The sequence below is a fragment of the Nocardia sp. CA-120079 genome, assembly GCF_050955745.1.
GTDB lineage: Bacteria > Actinomycetota > Actinomycetes > Mycobacteriales > Mycobacteriaceae > Nocardia.
Map to the genome: position 1 here is coordinate 8,367,562 of NZ_CP192088.1, position 14,469 is coordinate 8,382,030.

Below are 14,469 nucleotides of genomic sequence, written 5' to 3' on the forward strand. Positions count from 1 at the left end.
ACAGTGTCCCACAATGCCTTCGGCGGCCCGGCACGTTCAGTCGGCGACCAGGGCTGTTGCGGCGGTGCGGATTATTTCGGGGATTTCTACTGGTTTGCGGGTTTCGTTGTCTACGTATACGTGGACGAAGGTGCCGGTGGCGGCCAGTTCCAGCGCGTCGCCCGCTTCGCGGAAGATGGCCAGGTCGTAGGTGATGCTGGAGCGGCCGAGGCGGGAGATGCGCAGGCCTACCTGGAGTTGGTCCGGAAAGCTGAGCGAGCCGTGGTACTGGCAGGAGGTCTGGGCGACCACGCCGAGGGCGGGCAGTTCGCGGATATCCGTGCCCGTGGCGTGCATGAGCCAGGCGTTGACCGCGGTATCGAAGTACGAGTAGTACGTCACGTTGTTCACATGGCCGTAGTGGTCGTTATCGGCCCACCGGGTCGGCATCGGCCAGAGGACCGGATACTGCTGCGTCACCCGGCCGACGATAGCTCAGCCGGGGTGCTGCCCTGCCGGTGGTCGCGCGGACTCACACCGAAGTGGCGTTTGAATGCCGTGCTCAGTGCGAACGCGCTGCCGTAGCCGACCTGGCGGGCAATGGATTCGATGGTGGCATCGGATTCCTGTAGCAGGTCGGCGGCCAGGGCCAGCCGCCATTCGGTGAGGAACGCCATCGGCGGTTCACCGACCAGATCGGTGAACCGGCGAGCGAGCGCGGCCCGCGAAACCCCCACCGCCTCCGCCAAGCTGGCGACCGTCCAGCCGTGCGCCGGATTGTGCTGCAACAGCCGCAGCGCCTTGCCGACCAGCGGATCGCTGTAGGCGTGATACCAGGCGGGCGCGTCATTGCGGGCGAACCAGGCGCGCAGGGCCGCGATCAGCACCATATCGAGCAGCCGGTCCAGGACGACGCCCTGTGCCGGCTCGTCCTTGGTGGCTTCATCGACCAGGATGTCGAGCAGCCGGGTGTCGAAATCGCCGCGCTGCAAGATGATTACCGGCGGAAGGGCACGCAACAGCCGCTGACTCGCCGCGCCGGCCGACTCATAGGTGCCCGTGACCATCAGGGTGGCGCCGTCCGCATCGGTGCCCCACTGGCGCACACCGAGACTCAATGTCTCGCAGAGGATTTCACCGTCGGCCGTCTTGGTGATGTTGCCTGGATCGATGAAGATCTGCGGTGCGGTGGCCGGATCGTCGGCAACCGTATACGGATCGGGACCGCGGAAGATCGCGATATCGCCGGCGCTCACTTGTCGCGGCTTACTGCCCGCAGCATCGGTCATGATCCAGGCGGTGCCGCGGACCATCGACACCACCGTCAGCGGCGCCCGATCCTGGATGCGCAGCGACCACGGCGGGTCGAGCAGTGAACACATGACGAACGCACCTCGGGCGCGTGGACCTTCGAGCAGACTGGCGAGCGCATCCACACCACAAACAGTAGACGCTGGCGCATGATCACGAGTCGCTGAACTATGTTTCCTCGCGCGCCGCGCCGATGTACTGGAAACATGACAAACAGCACCTCCCAGCAGCGCCTCATCCTCGTCACCGGCGGTACGGGCAAGACCGGCGGCCGCGTCGCGACCCGGCTCCGGCAGGCCGGTCATCGGATCCGGATCGGTTCGCGCGCGGCCGAGATCCCCTTCGACTGGGCCGACCGCAGCACGTGGACACCGGCACTGTTCGGCGTGGACGCGGTGTACATCGCCTTCCAGCCGGATCTGGCGGTGCCGGGTGCGCCCGAGACCATCCGCGCATTCATCAATGCGGCCAAGGTCAACGGTGTGCGCAAACTCGTGCTGCTCTCCGGACGCGGCGAACCGGAGGCCGTGGCGTGTGAGCAGATCGTGCAGGGTTCGGGGCTCGACTGGACCATCGTGCGCTGCAGCTTCTTCGCGCAGAACTTCAGCGAAGGCGCATTCCTGGAGTATGTGCTCGCGGGTGCGGTGGCGCTGCCGAATGGCGATGTGCCGGAACCGTTCGTGCATGCCGACGATATCGCCGATGTCGCGTTCGCCGCGTTGACCGAGGACGGGCACAGCGGCGAACTCTACGAACTGACCGGCCCCAGGTCGTTGACGTTCTCCGAAGCCGTCGCGGAGATCGCCTCGGCGACCGGACGCGAAGTCGCTTTCATCCCGATCTCCCGCACGGATTTCGTTGCGGCGCTGACCGAGTACCAGGTTCCCGCCGACGTCGTCAGCCTGCTGGACTACCTGTTCGGCACGATCCTGGACGGCAGGAACGCCAAGACCGCGGACGGCGTCCAGCGTGCGCTCGGCCGGGCACCGAAAGATTTCCGGGATTACGCCGATGAGACTGCGGCCACCGGAATTTGGAACATCTCGAGCGAGTAGGTGGTTGTAGGAATTAAGACCGCCGCACGGATGCCCGATCTCAACGACGAGATCCGTGGAGCCGGACCCTCGGCCGATGATGTCCCGGACCGGCTCCCCGTGCGGCCGCGAGATCGCGCTCGACGCGGTACCGTCGAATCGGTGGCGACCACGACGATCGATCCGCAGATACGGATAGCACGCGCCGCGGTATTCGTGGTGTTCGCGTTGAACGGTTTCCTGCTGGCCATGTGGGTGGTGCACATCCCGGCCATTACCGACCGGACCGGTATCGCGCATTCCACACTCGGCATGTTCATTCTGATGCTGGCCGGTGCGGGCATTGTCGGCATGCGCATCGCGGGCCCGCTCGCCGACCGATTCGGCAGCCGGACCGTGGTCGCGGCCGCCGCGGCGATCGTCTCGATATCCGTGCTCGGCCCCGGACTGGCGACCGGACCGGTCAGCCTGGCGATTGCCTTGGCCTGCTTCGGTTTCGGCAACGGCGCGCTCGACGTTTCGATGAATACCCAAGCGGTGCACGTCGAGCGGGCCTATGACCGACCGATCATGTCGGCGTTCCACGCCTTGTTCTCCGGTGGCGGATTCCTCGGCTCGCTGCTGGGTGCGGCGGCTCAGGGCGCGGGATGGGATGTGCGCCTGAGCTTGTCGCTCGCGGCGGTGGCGGGGTTGGCGATTACCGCCGCGCTGGTGCCACGCCTGCTGGTCGACACCGGATCAGCGGCACGAGAGACGAATTCGGACGCGCCCCTGGAAAGCGGGCCACACGACCGCATTCCGGAAAGCACGGACCACGGTCGTGAGTCCGAAGCGGCACCGCATGATGGCGGTACAGCCCGGTCGACAACCGCACCGAACCGCTCCCGAAAAGTTTGGGCGCTGGCCGCGATCGCCTTCGCTCTGCTCCTCACCGAGGGCGTCGCCGCCGACTGGAGCGCCCTGCAGGTCCGCGACCACCTCGATGTCGACGATGCCACCGCCGCACTGGCATTCGGCGCATTCTCCTGCACCATGACCGCGGGCCGATTCACCGCCGACCGCATCGCGGGTGCGTTCGGACGTGTCGCCGTCGTCCGCTACGGCACCTTGATCGCCGCCTTCGGATTGGTCCTGATCATGGCTTCGGGATGGGTGCCGCTGACGCTGCTCGGCTGGGCGCTGTGCGGCCTCGGCCTCTCCGGCGGCATCCCGCAAATCTTCACCGCCGCAGGCAATCTCGGCTCGACCACGGCGGCTACCGATATGTCGCGGGTATTCAGCCTCGGATACCTCGGCCTGCTCGCGGGCCCCTCCATCATCGGCTGGCTGACCGCGCTGGTCCCACTCACCGCCGCAATGGTCGTTCCGCTCATCGCAGTCCTGCTCTGCTGTTGCTACGCGGGTGCGGTTGCCCCACAACGGACTACCGGATAGCAGCTGATTCCCGGGCAAGCGCGGCGAGCTCACGCCATTGCGGCAGCGGCAGTTCCGTCGGATCGGCGGTGAGCACGTGTAGACACACGTGATCGGCCCCGGCATCCAAGTGCTGCCGAACGCGATCGCCGATCACCTCGATATCCCCATACGCCGCAACCGAATCCACCAGCCGCGAGCTGGGACCACCGAGGATATCCTCGTCGCCGAAACCGAAGCGTCGCATATTTGCCGCCTGATGCGGCGCGGATTCGAGATATCCCGCGATATGCGCCCTGGCCACCTCACGAGCGCGCGCCCTATCGGCATCGAGGACAATGACCTGCTCGACGCCCAGGAATGCCTGCGGCCCCATGATCCGCCGCGCCTCGGCGGTGTGCTCGACCGGCGCGTGATAGGGATGCGCGCCCCAGGTCCGCTCGGCGGCCAATGCCAACATCTTGGGGCCGAGCGCGGCTAGCACCCGCCGTGGCGCCGGCTCCGGCCGCGGCCCGTACTGCGGAACGGCATCCATCGCATCGAGATAGCCGCGCATCAGCGTCAGCGGCTTGCCGCCGGAGGGAATCGTGTAGCCATCGGCCTCGATGGGTCGGCCGCCGACCCGCTGACCGCCGAGTCCGAGCAGATAGCGACCGGGAAACGCCTCGCCGAGTGCGCGTTCGGCGGTGGCCATGGCCATCGGATCCCGCAGTGCCACATTGGCTATGCCCGCGGCGACTACCAGTCGCTCGGTAGCCCCGAGCAATAGCCACGCCTGTCCGACCGTATCGCGTCCGAACGCTTCGCCGAACCACAGTGCGCCGTAACCCAATTCCTCGATCTCGGCGGCGGCGTCGCGCACCTGCCCGACCGGTTGTCCGTCGAATGCGAAGGTCCAGATGCCGACGCCGCCGAGTTCGTGCTCCACCATCATCGCGCTCCCAACACTAAACCGGAGAAGTTCTCCGGTTCCCTGGGCGGTACGATAGCGGAGAACTTCTCCGGTTAACAAGGGGTGCGCATGCGGGTCGACGCTCAGCGGAACTACGAACGCGTACTCGAGGCGGCGACAGCGGCATTCGCCGAGGAGGGGCCCGACGCCTCACTCAATGAGATCGCCCGCCGCGCGGGCGTCGGCCCCGGCACTCTCTACCGGCACTTTCCCAATCGGCAAGCTCTACAGGCCGCGGTACTGAGCGAGCGCGTCGAAAAGCTCTGCGGCCGTGCCGAAGAACTACAGTCGAGCGAGCCGACCGCCGCACTCACCGCGTGGCTGCGCGACCTACTCGTGCATGCCCAGACCGATCACGGCCTCGGCGGCGCCGTCCTGGCCGGACCGGTCGACCTGGGTTTCGACTGCCAGCAGGCCATCCATCAGGCGGGTGTCACTCTGCTCACCAGGGCACAGCAGGGCGGCGGCGTGCGCGCGGATGTCGGCATCGACGATGTGATCCAACTGGTCGCGGGCATTGCCCTGGCGGCACGTCACGGCACCGATCCGGAGCAACCCGATCGCCTGCTCCGCCTCGTCACCGATGCCCTGCACAGTTCGGGCGAATAGCGTCGGAATCGGTAAGTTCGAGAGATGTTCGACAACAACAGGCTCGAGCGTCGGATCGATCGCCTCGAACGCAAGCTGGACCTGATCATCAAGCACCTCGGTCTCCCCAGCCAAGACCCGGCGACCCCCTATGACGAAATCGACGAACTCATTCGGCAGGGCCGGAAGATCCACGCCATCAAGCTCTATCGCGACCTCACAGGTAGCGGCCTGCGGGAGGCCAAGGACGCGGTCGAAGCCCGCGAACGGCACTTGCGATAACGATAGCCTGCCTCCGCGAATGGAAGTGTGTGCGTGCATTCGTGGATGTCGGCTGATGTCGTGCATCAGCCGACGATCGATGGCCAGTCGGTGTGCCGCGAAGATGCGACCGCTGTGGAACCTGTCGTTCCAGCTCAGAAGCGAAGTTCGCGAACGGTGTTGAGGTCGATGCCATGGCGAGCGTAGATCTTGATCGTGTTCTCACCGGTGAGGTCGGATTCGGTATAGCCGAGCAATTCGGCGGCTCGGATCACGTCCTCCTTCGTAGCGGCCTCGATCTCCAGATACGGCGGGATCTGCGGCCAGCTGTCGATCTCGAGTTGCGCGCCATCGAGTGTGAAGCTGACCCGCTTGTTTTCCTGGTAGGACTTCGCGGTGAAGCCCAACATCTCGAGCAGGGCGTTGGTGGTGGCGAAGTCGTCGACGGTCACCTCGACTTCATGGGTGCCGTCGATGGCGTCGCTGGTGATTTCTTTTACGGCCAGCGTGGATTCATTCCCGTTGTCGCGCAGCCTGATCCACTTACCGTCGATGCCGGGTGTGATGTCGTAGACGTAGCGGCGCAGGAATTGCTCGCCGAGCTTACGTCCGCCCTTGTCCAGGATGCGCTGCTCGACGGTATCAGGATCAATATCGAGTACTTTGGCTTCGTGCTCGATGGGCACGGGTTCTCCTTCTCGCGTGGGTCGGTGAGTTGACGTTATCCGGTGCGCCGAGCGGTGAGTCGGCGATACTCGGCATTGCGCCGCGCTCGGCGAGGATGCGTTCGATTGCCTCGATCGAGACGCGGGGCGACTCGCACCGCAGACTTCGAGCCCACGCGAGCGCGCCGCCGCGCGGGGGCTCGCGTTCCCGCCACTGACAGCCAGTCGTGGGCACACAAAAGGCCGACGACACAGACGATTCGCGAAGTGTTGCGCAGGCTTTCGGAGTTGGCATCACCCGCCCGGGTGCGAACACTCCCGGTAGCGAAGGCAATCAATAACTTTCGAGGGGCCGGTATGAGCGAGCGCACAGAAGTGGACGGCTGGCTCGCACACTGGCTACTCGATCACCATCGTATTCGAATAAAGCTGGTGGGTAACGAATCCGAGACACAACGTGAACGCGAACGCACCGAACGCGAGAGCCCACATCGGAACCGGGTACGTAGAGACACGAAAGGCCCTCCGCAGGTGCCGAGGGCCTTTCGCGCACAGGTAGTTACAGTGCCTTGAGTTCCTCGGTGACCGCACCGACCGACTTCTTCGCATCACCGAAGAGCATCGAGGTGTGATCGGCATAGAACAGTGGGTTGTCGATACCGGCGAAACCAGAATTCATGGAACGCTTGAGCACGATAACGCTCTTGGCCTGGTCGACATTCAAAACAGGCATGCCGTAGATCGGGGAGGAGGAGTCCTCGCGGGCGGCAGGGTTGGTGACGTCGTTGGCGCCGATCACCAAAGCCACGTCGGTGCGGGTGAATTCGCCGTTGATGTCGTCCATTTCCTTGAGCGCGTCATAAGACACCTCCGCCTCGGCCAGCAGCACGTTCATGTGGCCGGGCATACGACCCGCGACCGGGTGGATGGCGTATTTGACCTCCACACCCTTGGCCTCCAACAACGACGCCATCTCCTTGACCGCGTGCTGGGCCTGCGCCACGGCCATACCGTAGCCGGGGACCACGATGACCTGGTTGGCGTAGGCCATCTGGATCGCGGCATCCGCCGCGGAGGTGGCCTTGGCCTGCTTCTGCTCCCCACCGGAAGCACCCGGGGCGGTGCCGCCACCACCGAAGCCACCCGCGACGATCGCGGGGATGGAGCGGTTCATGGCCTTGGCCATCAAATTGGTCAGGATGGTGCCGGACGCGCCGACGATCATGCCCGCCACGATCATGGCGGTGTTGTTCAACGCCAAACCCGCCGCGGCCGCCGACAAACCGGTCAACGCGTTCAACAGCGAAATAACCACCGGCATGTCCGCGCCACCGATGGGCAACACGACCATCAACCCGAGCACACCGGCGAGCACGAGCACCGCGATCATCCAGTACTGGGGCACACCATCTTTGGTGGCGCCGATACCGATCACCACCGCGGCGGCGATCGCACCGAGTAGCAGCAGCAGGTTCAGCGGCTGCTGAAGCTTGCCGACACCGATCGGACGTCCGGGCAGGATTTCCTGCAGCTTGCCGAACGCGATCAAAGATCCCCAGAACGACACCGAACCGATGATCGCCGCGAACAGCGAACCGATCACGATGTGCACGGTGGGTTCTTCATCGAAATGCGAAAAACCGTTGCTGTTGATGAACTCCGACCATGCGATCAACGCGACGGTGCCACCACCGACACCGTTGAACGCGGCCACCAACTGCGGCATCGCGGTCATCTTCGTGAACTTCGCAGGCGGCACACCCAGTAGGACACCGACCACGAGTCCGGCGACGATCAGGATCCAGTTGGAGGTGTGGCGGATCGAGATCAGTGTCGCCACCACCGCGATCACCATGCCCGCCGCAGCGATCAGGTTGCCGCGCACAGCGGTCTTCGGCCCGGTCAATCCCATCAGACCGTAGATGAACATGCCGAAGGCGATGATGTAGAGCCCGTTGACCAGATAGGTCACATTGTCGAAGGTATGCATCACGCAGCTCCCTCTGACCGCTCCGCGGAGGCAGCCTTCACCGGTGCGGCCTTCTTGCCCTTGAACATGCCCAGCATCCGGTCGGTCACCACGAAACCACCGATGACGTTCAGGGTTCCGAACACGACCGCGACGAACAGAATGATCTGGGTCAGGATCGAAGGATCCTTGACATTCCCGAGAGTGACCAGCGCACCCAACACGACGATGCCGTGAATGGCGTTGGTACCCGACATGAGTGGGGTGTGCAGGGTGTTGGGGACCTTGGAGATGACGGCGAACCCGACGAACCCGGACAACACCAGGATCGCGATATTCGCTAGCAGTTCGGTATACATCAGTTCTTCACCTTCGCCTCGGTCGTCTCCGTCGCCTCACCGGACTCCGCCACCTCGGCGGGCTCGGCAGACTCAGCCGACTCCACGGCCTCGGTCGCGTCGGCCGATTCGGTCGAATCACGGGTGACGCAGGAATCGGCGAGCACCTGATCGTTGAAATCCGGCGCGAGCTTTCCGTCGACCAGCATCAACTCCAACAGCGCCGCAATATTTTTCGAGTACAACTCCGAGGCATGCTCGGGCATGGTCGCGGGCAGGTTCAACGGCGAGGCGATCGTCACCTCATGCTTGACCACGACCTCACCGGGCTCGGTCAGCTCGCAGTTGCCGCCGGTCTCACCGGCCAGATCCACGATCACACTGCCGGGCTTCATGCCCTCCACCGCTGCCGCGGTGACCAAGCGGGGCGCGGGACGTCCGGGCACGAGCGCGGTGGTGATCACCACGTCGAAACCCTTGATCGCATCTTCCAGGGCCTGCTGCTGCTTGGCCTTCTCCTCGTCGGTGAGCTCACGGGCATAACCACCCTCACCGGCGGCATCGATCCCCAGATCCAGCCACTGCGCACCGACCGACCGCACCTGGTCGGCGACTTCGGGGCGCACGTCGTAGCCGGTGGTCCGCCCACCCAGACGCTTCGCCGTCGCCAAAGCCTGCAGACCGGCGACACCTACACCGAGCACCAGCACGGTCGCGGGCTTCACCGTGCCCGCGGCGGTGGTCAGCATGGGGAAGAAGCGGGTGGATTCCGACGCCGCCAGCAGCACAGCCTTGTATCCGGAGACATTGGCCTGCGAGGACAGCGCATCCATCACCTGCGCCCGCGAGATACGCGGAATCGCCTCCACGGCGAAGGCCTGCACCCCGGCCGATTTCAGCGCGGGAATCTGGTTGTCGGCATTGCGCGGGGCGAGGAAGCCGATCAGGGTCTGCCCGCTGTGCAGCTTCGCCACCTCGGCGTCACTGGGCGCAGCGACCTTCACGACCACATCGGCCGACCACGGATCACCGATGGTCGCGCCCGCATCCACATAGGCCGCGTCCGGAATGAGCGCACCGATACCGGCACCCGCCTCGACCACCACCTCCACGCCCTGCTTCAGCAGGCTCGGGATGATCTTGGGCACCAATGCGACACGCCGCTCGCCCGCGTTTGACTCGCGAACGACTCCGACACGCGCTCCGCGCGGCGACTGGTCGCCTACGCTCTGCGTTGTCTCCACTTGTCAGACTTCCTTCTCTGGCTGAGCTTCAAGCAACCGGTCGACGGCCGGACGATGTTACTTTGGAGTAAGTTCGTCCAAATCCTCGCAACTGTACCCGGCTCGCTGATCTTTTCGAGCGACCTGCAAGCAATCGCTAGCGGCGAGCGTAGCTGAGATGGCGGTCACAAGTTGCGGCCGGATTCCACCGTTATGTCGGATTCGCGACCAACATCAAGGTTCGAATCCTGGTCGGTGCGGCGCAATACCTTCCCATAGTGACGTGCGTCATGGCCGAGTATGTTCCCGGTGAGCGGTAAGCCGTATGGTCGGCGGTGTGAACGACTGCGTCTTCTGCCGCATCGCGGCGGGGCAGGCCCCGGCGACCAAGGTCTACGAGGACGACACGCTGTGCGCGTTCCTGGACATTCGCCCGATCACCCGCGGCCACACCCTGATCATCCCGAAGCGACACGCATCCGAACTGGAGGATCTGGACGCCGAATCGGGAGCGCACATCTTCCGCGCCGGACACCGGCTCGCGCTGGCGATCAGGCGTAGCGACCTGGCCGCGGACGGCGCGAATCTCGTCCTCAATGACGGCGCCGCCGCCTTCCAGACCGTCCCGCACGTCCACCTGCACGTGATCCCGCGCCGGCACGGCGACAAACTGAGCTTCGCCGCCGGACTGCTGCTGCGGCGTCCACACGACCCCGAGTCCACCGCGGCCGCCATCCGCGCCGGAATATCGGCATTGGCAAACGAAGACGAGACCAGCGCCGAGGAGCGAGAATGACCGACCCTACCCAGGACCGGAACGAGCTGACCGGCCTGCTGTCCGAGCAATGGGAGACAATCGCGACGCTGGTCGCCGATCTCGATGAAGATCGTTGGCGCACACCGTCTCCGCTGCCGGGCTGGTCGCTGTTCGATGTGGTGGCACACGTCGTCGGGACGGAATCCTGGTTGCTCGGTGAACGCCCGCCCGCGCACGATCCGATCCGGCCCAAAACCGATGTGACCACGCTCCCGCATGTGCGCAACGAGACCGGCGTGCTCAACGAGATCTGGGTCGACCGGCTGCGGCCGCTGTCGGGTAAGCGACTGCTCGAGCTGTACCGCGAGGTCACCGACCGCAGGCGCGCGGCGCTCGCATCCTTCGGTGATGCGGAATGGCAGGCCGAGACCGTGTCGCCGATCGGCAAGGTCAGCTATGGCCGGTTCATGCGGGTGCGGCTGTTCGACTGCTGGATGCACGAACACGATATCGCCGACGCGCTCGGCATATCCGTCGACGAGGGCGGACCGCGAGCCGAGCGGGCCTTCGGCGAACTCACCGCCACCATCGGGCGGGCGGTGGCCAAGGGTGCGCAGGCGCCGGACGGATCGCGCATCACCTTCGAACTGACCGGCCCGTTGCCACAGACGCTGCACGTCGCGGTGGACGGCCGCGCCAATATCGTCGATGAACTGGACGCGCCCGCCACCGTGGTGGTTCGGATGGGGTCCGGCCTGTTCGCCCGGCTGCGTGGCGGACGCACCACCGCGGATGCGCACGAAGGCGAATTCCGCATTTCCGGCGATGCGGAACTCGGCAACCGACTTGTGCGCAGCCTGGCCTTCACCATCTGAGCCGCGTTGCGACTTTTCCTGTCCAGCTACCGATTCGGCGCACACTACGACCGGCTCGCCGCACTCGTCGGCGAGCCGTGCCGAGTCGCGGTGATTCCCAACGCATGTGACGCCTGGCCGGCAGCCTGGGCGGGCGCGGTCGCCAGTGACGTGATCCCGCTGCGCAGACTCGGCTACTCCCCCGAGGTGCTGGATCTACGCGAATTCGTCGGTCGCGCAACCGAACTGGAAGCCACGCTGGCGAAATATCCACTGGTATGGGTGCGCGGCGGCAATACCTTCGTCTTGCGCGCCCAATTCGCCCGCAGCGGGGCAGATTTCGTACTGCCGAAGCTGCTCGCCGCCGACGCGCTGGTGTATGCCGGGTACAGCGCGGGCGCCTGTCTGCTGACCCCGGATCTGCACGGGCTGGAATCCACAGACGACCCGGCCGAGGTCCAACCGGCGTGCGGTATCGAACCACGGTGGGACGGACTGGGTCTGGTCGACCATCGCATCGTGCCGCACCTGGATTCCGCGACCGATCCGGACGGTGCGTCCGCGCTACTCGCCGCCCGCTACCGGGCCGAGGGCATCGCGCACTGGGCGCTCACCGACGACGATGTCGTCGTGGTCGACGGCAGCGATATCGAGATCCTGCGATAGCCCGCGGAACACCACCCAGCGCATCGCGCAGTACATGTAGGCCGCCTCACAGGCCCCGGCCAGCAGCCGCGACAGGTGATATTCCAAGCCCAGCGCGGCCAGTCCGCTGCCGACACCGAGGATGAAGGCGACGTAGTTGATCACGACAACCACCACATACACCACCGCTTGCCTGCCGACCGGTGCGTGCGAGTGGAAGTTGAACGTGCGATTGAGCACGAAGCTGAGCCCGAACGCACAGATATAGGCCATCGTGACCGATACCCATACGGGCAGTCCCAGCCAGCCGTGCAGCACCGTGAGCAGCGCCAGATCGACACCGAAGGTGCAGCCGTTGATCAGTGCGAAGCCGAGAAACGTCGGGGCGACAACGCGATTCAGCCCGGACGGCAGCCGCGCGACGACGGCCTCGCACCAGCGAGAGAAGCCCGCCACCAGGGACTCGGTGCTCGTCACGCCGCCAGCATGCCAGCGGCAGGTGTCCATCAGGTGATCGTCCAGGAAACAAGATCGGGTGGCACCCGATCCCGATCAGCCGATCTGGGTGAGAGGTGAACGGTGGTCCAGAGCAGACCAGGCGACGAGGCAGCGGCGGCGGGTGACGTCGTCGACGTCTTCCAGGAGGGCCTCGAGCAGGAGGCGGGGTTTGCGCTGCCACTGATCGGACAGGGTGGCGATCACGGTCTTGCCGAACATGCCCGAGCGATCCAGTGCCGTGATCCATTCGGCGATATCGCCCGCGTGTATGCGGCGCAATGAATCCGGGTCGATACCCCCGTCGAGAACTTCGTAGGAGAACACCGCAGCGACCAAATCACGGTAATCCGGCGACTCGACCTGCATGAGACCTCCTCGGCGCGCCTGCGCACCTTATGGAATCGGACAGCGCCCCGAATGGGCGCCTTGTCCGGAATTCTTACCGGCCTACGGACCCGGCACCACTGGACCGGCCCACAATCCCGCCGGGCTCCGCGTTGTAGCAAACCTCCAGGGAGAACCGGACGCGCGGCTGTTACAGTCGGGCACTCACCCTGGCCTGTACCCGCCGTATAGCGTGAGTCGTGTGGACCTGGATGACCTGATCTCCCGCCTGCCCGACGGCGCGGTACTCACCGATCCCGACCTGCTCGCAGGCTATCGGCAGGACTGGGCGCGCGATCCGAGCGCCGGCACACCGCTGGCCGTGGTCCGCGCGACCAGTACCGACGATGTCGCGGCGACGTTGCGGTGGGCGCACGAACACCGGGTCGCGGTGGTGCCGCGCGGGGCCGGATCCGGATTGTCCGGCGGTGCGACGGCCGTCGACGGCGGCATCGTGCTCAGCACCGAACGCATGCGCGCGATCACCGTCGACCCGGTCACCCGCACCGCGGTGGTCCAGCCCGGCCTGCTCAATGCCGAGGTCAAACGCGCGGTCGCCGAGCGCGGCCTGTGGTATCCGCCGGACCCCTCCTCCTTCGAAATTTGCTCGATCGGCGGCAATGCGGCCACCAACGCGGGCGGCCTGTGCTGTGTGAAATACGGCGTGACCACCGATTACGTGCTCGGCATGGAGGTGGTGCTCGCCGAGGGCACAGTGGTGCGGCTCGGCGGGCCACGACTCAAGGATTCGGCGGGCCTGTCACTGACCAAGATGTTCGTCGGCAGCGAGGGCACGCTCGGGGTGATCACCGAACTCACCCTGCGACTGCTGCCCGCCCAACCGCCGCAGGCCACCGTGGTCGCGACCTTCGCGACGCTGACCGCCGCCACCGACGCCATCCTCGGCATCACCGGCACGCTGCGGCCCGCCATGCTCGAGTTCATGGATGCCGTAGCGATCAATGCGGTCGAGGACGAGATGCGGATGGGTCTGGATCGCGAGGCCGCCGCACTGCTGGTCGCCCGCTCCGACGCACCGGGCGAATTCGCCAGGCACGAAGCCGAAATCATGGTCGGAATCTGCGAAAAGGCCGGTGCCACCGAGGTTTTCCATACCGAGGATCCGGAGGAAGGCGAAGCCTTCACTGCCGCACGACGTTTCGCCATTCCGGCGGTGGAGAAGATCGGGCCGCTGCTGCTCGAGGATGTCGGTGTTCCGCTGCCGCGGCTCGCCGAGCTGGTCAACGGTATCGCCGCCATCGGCGCACGCAATGACGTGCTGGTTTCGGTGATCGCGCACGCCGGGGACGGCAATACCCACCCGCTGATCGTGCACGATCCGACCGATGCGGAGATGACCGAACGCGCGCACCGCGCCTTCGGCGAGATCATGGATCTGGCCATCGAGCTCGGCGGCACCATTACCGGCGAACACGGCGTCGGCCGGTTGAAGAAGGCCTGGCTGCCCGAGCAACTCGGACCCGATGTGATGACGCTCACTCGCCGGATCAAGGATGCGCTCGACCCGCATGGCATTCTCAACCCAGGCGCGATTCTGTAGACGGAACATTCCCGGCCGCTGAGGAGTTTGACCCGAT

Annotated in this window: 17 protein-coding genes; 8 read left to right on the forward strand and 9 right to left on the reverse strand. The window is 65.5% G+C overall.

Going from position 1 to position 14,469, the window contains the following annotated elements:
• Positions 1-36 precede the first annotated feature (36 nt).
• Positions 37-429, reverse strand: a complete 393-nt coding sequence (locus ACQPYR_RS38095; RefSeq protein ID WP_433635355.1) for an acyl-CoA thioesterase — start codon at positions 427-429, stop codon at positions 37-39.
• Between the two features lie 26 nt (positions 430-455).
• Positions 456-1,415, reverse strand: a complete 960-nt coding sequence (locus tag ACQPYR_RS38100) for an AraC family transcriptional regulator (RefSeq protein ID WP_433624227.1) — start codon at positions 1,413-1,415, stop codon at positions 456-458.
• Between the two features lie 81 nt (positions 1,416-1,496).
• On the opposite strand from ACQPYR_RS38100, the gene ACQPYR_RS38105 reads away from it, so the two are divergent.
• Positions 1,497-2,345 carry an NAD(P)H-binding protein gene (locus ACQPYR_RS38105; protein ID WP_433624229.1) on the forward strand — a complete coding sequence of 283 codons (849 nt, stop codon included), beginning with the start codon at positions 1,497-1,499 and terminating at the stop codon, positions 2,343-2,345.
• A 141-nt stretch (positions 2,346-2,486) separates the two neighbouring features.
• Positions 2,487-3,758, forward strand: coding sequence for an MFS transporter (locus ACQPYR_RS38110; RefSeq protein WP_433624231.1), 1,272 nt, complete (start codon positions 2,487-2,489; stop codon positions 3,756-3,758).
• Here the strand turns inward: ACQPYR_RS38110 and ACQPYR_RS38115 are convergent.
• On the reverse strand, positions 3,748-4,671 hold the full coding sequence (locus tag ACQPYR_RS38115; RefSeq protein ID WP_433624233.1) for a TIGR03620 family F420-dependent LLM class oxidoreductase: 924 nt from the start codon (positions 4,669-4,671) through the stop codon (positions 3,748-3,750). The two genes, ACQPYR_RS38110 and ACQPYR_RS38115, sit on opposite strands and share 11 nt — an antisense overlap.
• An 87-nt stretch (positions 4,672-4,758) precedes the next feature.
• On the opposite strand from ACQPYR_RS38115, the gene ACQPYR_RS38120 reads away from it, so the two are divergent.
• Together ACQPYR_RS38120 and ACQPYR_RS38125 are read left to right on the forward strand one after the other, a co-directional pair.
• Positions 4,759-5,298, forward strand: coding sequence for a TetR/AcrR family transcriptional regulator (locus ACQPYR_RS38120; RefSeq protein ID WP_433624235.1), 540 nt, complete (start codon positions 4,759-4,761; stop codon positions 5,296-5,298).
• Between the two features lie 24 nt (positions 5,299-5,322).
• A complete protein-coding gene (locus ACQPYR_RS38125) occupies positions 5,323-5,559 on the forward strand; it encodes a ribosomal protein L7/L12 (RefSeq protein ID WP_433624237.1) in 237 nt (78 codons plus the stop codon).
• A gap of 134 nt (positions 5,560-5,693) precedes the next feature.
• Here ACQPYR_RS38125 and ACQPYR_RS38130 read toward each other — a convergent pair whose 3' ends face one another.
• From ACQPYR_RS38130 to ACQPYR_RS38145, 4 genes are all read right to left on the reverse strand, one after another.
• Positions 5,694-6,224, reverse strand: coding sequence for a class IV adenylate cyclase (locus tag ACQPYR_RS38130; protein WP_433624239.1), 531 nt, complete (start codon positions 6,222-6,224; stop codon positions 5,694-5,696).
• A 538-nt stretch (positions 6,225-6,762) separates the two neighbouring features.
• Entirely contained in the window at positions 6,763-8,193 is a 1,431-nt protein-coding gene (locus tag ACQPYR_RS38135; RefSeq protein ID WP_433624241.1) for an NAD(P)(+) transhydrogenase (Re/Si-specific) subunit beta, read from the reverse strand.
• The gene (locus ACQPYR_RS38140; protein ID WP_433624243.1) at positions 8,193-8,531 is read right to left on the reverse strand and encodes an NAD(P) transhydrogenase subunit alpha; all 339 of its coding nucleotides are present in this window, start codon (positions 8,529-8,531) and stop codon (positions 8,193-8,195) included. The genes ACQPYR_RS38135 and ACQPYR_RS38140 overlap by 1 nt, the downstream gene beginning before the upstream one ends.
• On the reverse strand, positions 8,531-9,754 hold the full coding sequence (locus tag ACQPYR_RS38145; protein ID WP_433624245.1) for a Re/Si-specific NAD(P)(+) transhydrogenase subunit alpha: 1,224 nt from the start codon (positions 9,752-9,754) through the stop codon (positions 8,531-8,533). Before ACQPYR_RS38145 ends, ACQPYR_RS38140 begins: the two co-directional genes overlap by 1 nt.
• Positions 9,755-10,070: 316 nt before the next feature.
• Here ACQPYR_RS38145 and ACQPYR_RS38150 point away from each other — a divergent pair, with 316 nt between their 5' ends.
• The 3 genes from ACQPYR_RS38150 to ACQPYR_RS38160 are packed head-to-tail and all read left to right on the forward strand — an operon-like array spanning position 10,071 to position 12,010.
• Entirely contained in the window at positions 10,071-10,529 is a 459-nt protein-coding gene (locus ACQPYR_RS38150; RefSeq protein WP_433624247.1) for an HIT family protein, read from the forward strand.
• Positions 10,526-11,365: a maleylpyruvate isomerase family mycothiol-dependent enzyme gene (locus ACQPYR_RS38155; RefSeq protein ID WP_433624248.1), complete on the forward strand. Its 840-nt coding sequence runs from the start codon at positions 10,526-10,528 to the stop codon at positions 11,363-11,365. Before ACQPYR_RS38150 ends, ACQPYR_RS38155 begins: the two co-directional genes overlap by 4 nt.
• Before the next feature lie 6 nt (positions 11,366-11,371).
• Positions 11,372-12,010 carry a Type 1 glutamine amidotransferase-like domain-containing protein gene (locus ACQPYR_RS38160; protein WP_433624250.1) on the forward strand — a complete coding sequence of 213 codons (639 nt, stop codon included), beginning with the start codon at positions 11,372-11,374 and terminating at the stop codon, positions 12,008-12,010.
• On the opposite strand, the gene ACQPYR_RS38165 is transcribed toward ACQPYR_RS38160, so the two are convergent.
• Together ACQPYR_RS38165 and ACQPYR_RS38170 are read right to left on the reverse strand one after the other, a co-directional pair.
• Positions 11,909-12,496: a GtrA family protein gene (locus ACQPYR_RS38165; RefSeq protein WP_433624252.1), complete on the reverse strand. Its 588-nt coding sequence runs from the start codon at positions 12,494-12,496 to the stop codon at positions 11,909-11,911. The two genes, ACQPYR_RS38160 and ACQPYR_RS38165, sit on opposite strands and share 102 nt — an antisense overlap.
• 45 nt (positions 12,497-12,541) lie before the next feature.
• Positions 12,542-12,853: a hypothetical protein gene (locus ACQPYR_RS38170; protein WP_387293984.1), complete on the reverse strand. Its 312-nt coding sequence runs from the start codon at positions 12,851-12,853 to the stop codon at positions 12,542-12,544.
• 220 nt (positions 12,854-13,073) lie between these two features.
• On the opposite strand from ACQPYR_RS38170, the gene ACQPYR_RS38175 reads away from it, so the two are divergent.
• Entirely contained in the window at positions 13,074-14,432 is a 1,359-nt protein-coding gene (locus ACQPYR_RS38175; protein WP_433624254.1) for an FAD-binding oxidoreductase, read from the forward strand.
• Positions 14,433-14,469: the final 37 nt, after the last annotated feature.

What these genes read in the sequence shown, in the direction of transcription:
- ACQPYR_RS38095 (WP_433635355.1), bottom strand. Translation starts at nt 429, where the DNA reads ATGCCGACCCGGTGGGCCGATAACGACCACTACGGCCATGTGAACAAC.
- ACQPYR_RS38105 (WP_433624229.1), top strand. Translation starts at nt 1,497, where the DNA reads ATGACAAACAGCACCTCCCAGCAGCGCCTCATCCTCGTCACCGGCGGT.
- ACQPYR_RS38115 (WP_433624233.1), bottom strand. Translation starts at nt 4,671, where the DNA reads ATGATGGTGGAGCACGAACTCGGCGGCGTCGGCATCTGGACCTTCGCA.
- ACQPYR_RS38120 (WP_433624235.1), top strand. Translation starts at nt 4,759, where the DNA reads ATGCGGGTCGACGCTCAGCGGAACTACGAACGCGTACTCGAGGCGGCG.
- ACQPYR_RS38125 (WP_433624237.1), top strand. Translation starts at nt 5,323, where the DNA reads ATGTTCGACAACAACAGGCTCGAGCGTCGGATCGATCGCCTCGAACGC.
- ACQPYR_RS38135 (WP_433624241.1), bottom strand. Translation starts at nt 8,193, where the DNA reads ATGCATACCTTCGACAATGTGACCTATCTGGTCAACGGGCTCTACATC.
- ACQPYR_RS38140 (WP_433624243.1), bottom strand. Translation starts at nt 8,531, where the DNA reads ATGTATACCGAACTGCTAGCGAATATCGCGATCCTGGTGTTGTCCGGG.
- ACQPYR_RS38155 (WP_433624248.1), top strand. Translation starts at nt 10,526, where the DNA reads ATGACCGACCCTACCCAGGACCGGAACGAGCTGACCGGCCTGCTGTCC.
- ACQPYR_RS38165 (WP_433624252.1), bottom strand. Translation starts at nt 12,496, where the DNA reads ATGGACACCTGCCGCTGGCATGCTGGCGGCGTGACGAGCACCGAGTCC.
- ACQPYR_RS38170 (WP_387293984.1), bottom strand. Translation starts at nt 12,853, where the DNA reads ATGCAGGTCGAGTCGCCGGATTACCGTGATTTGGTCGCTGCGGTGTTC.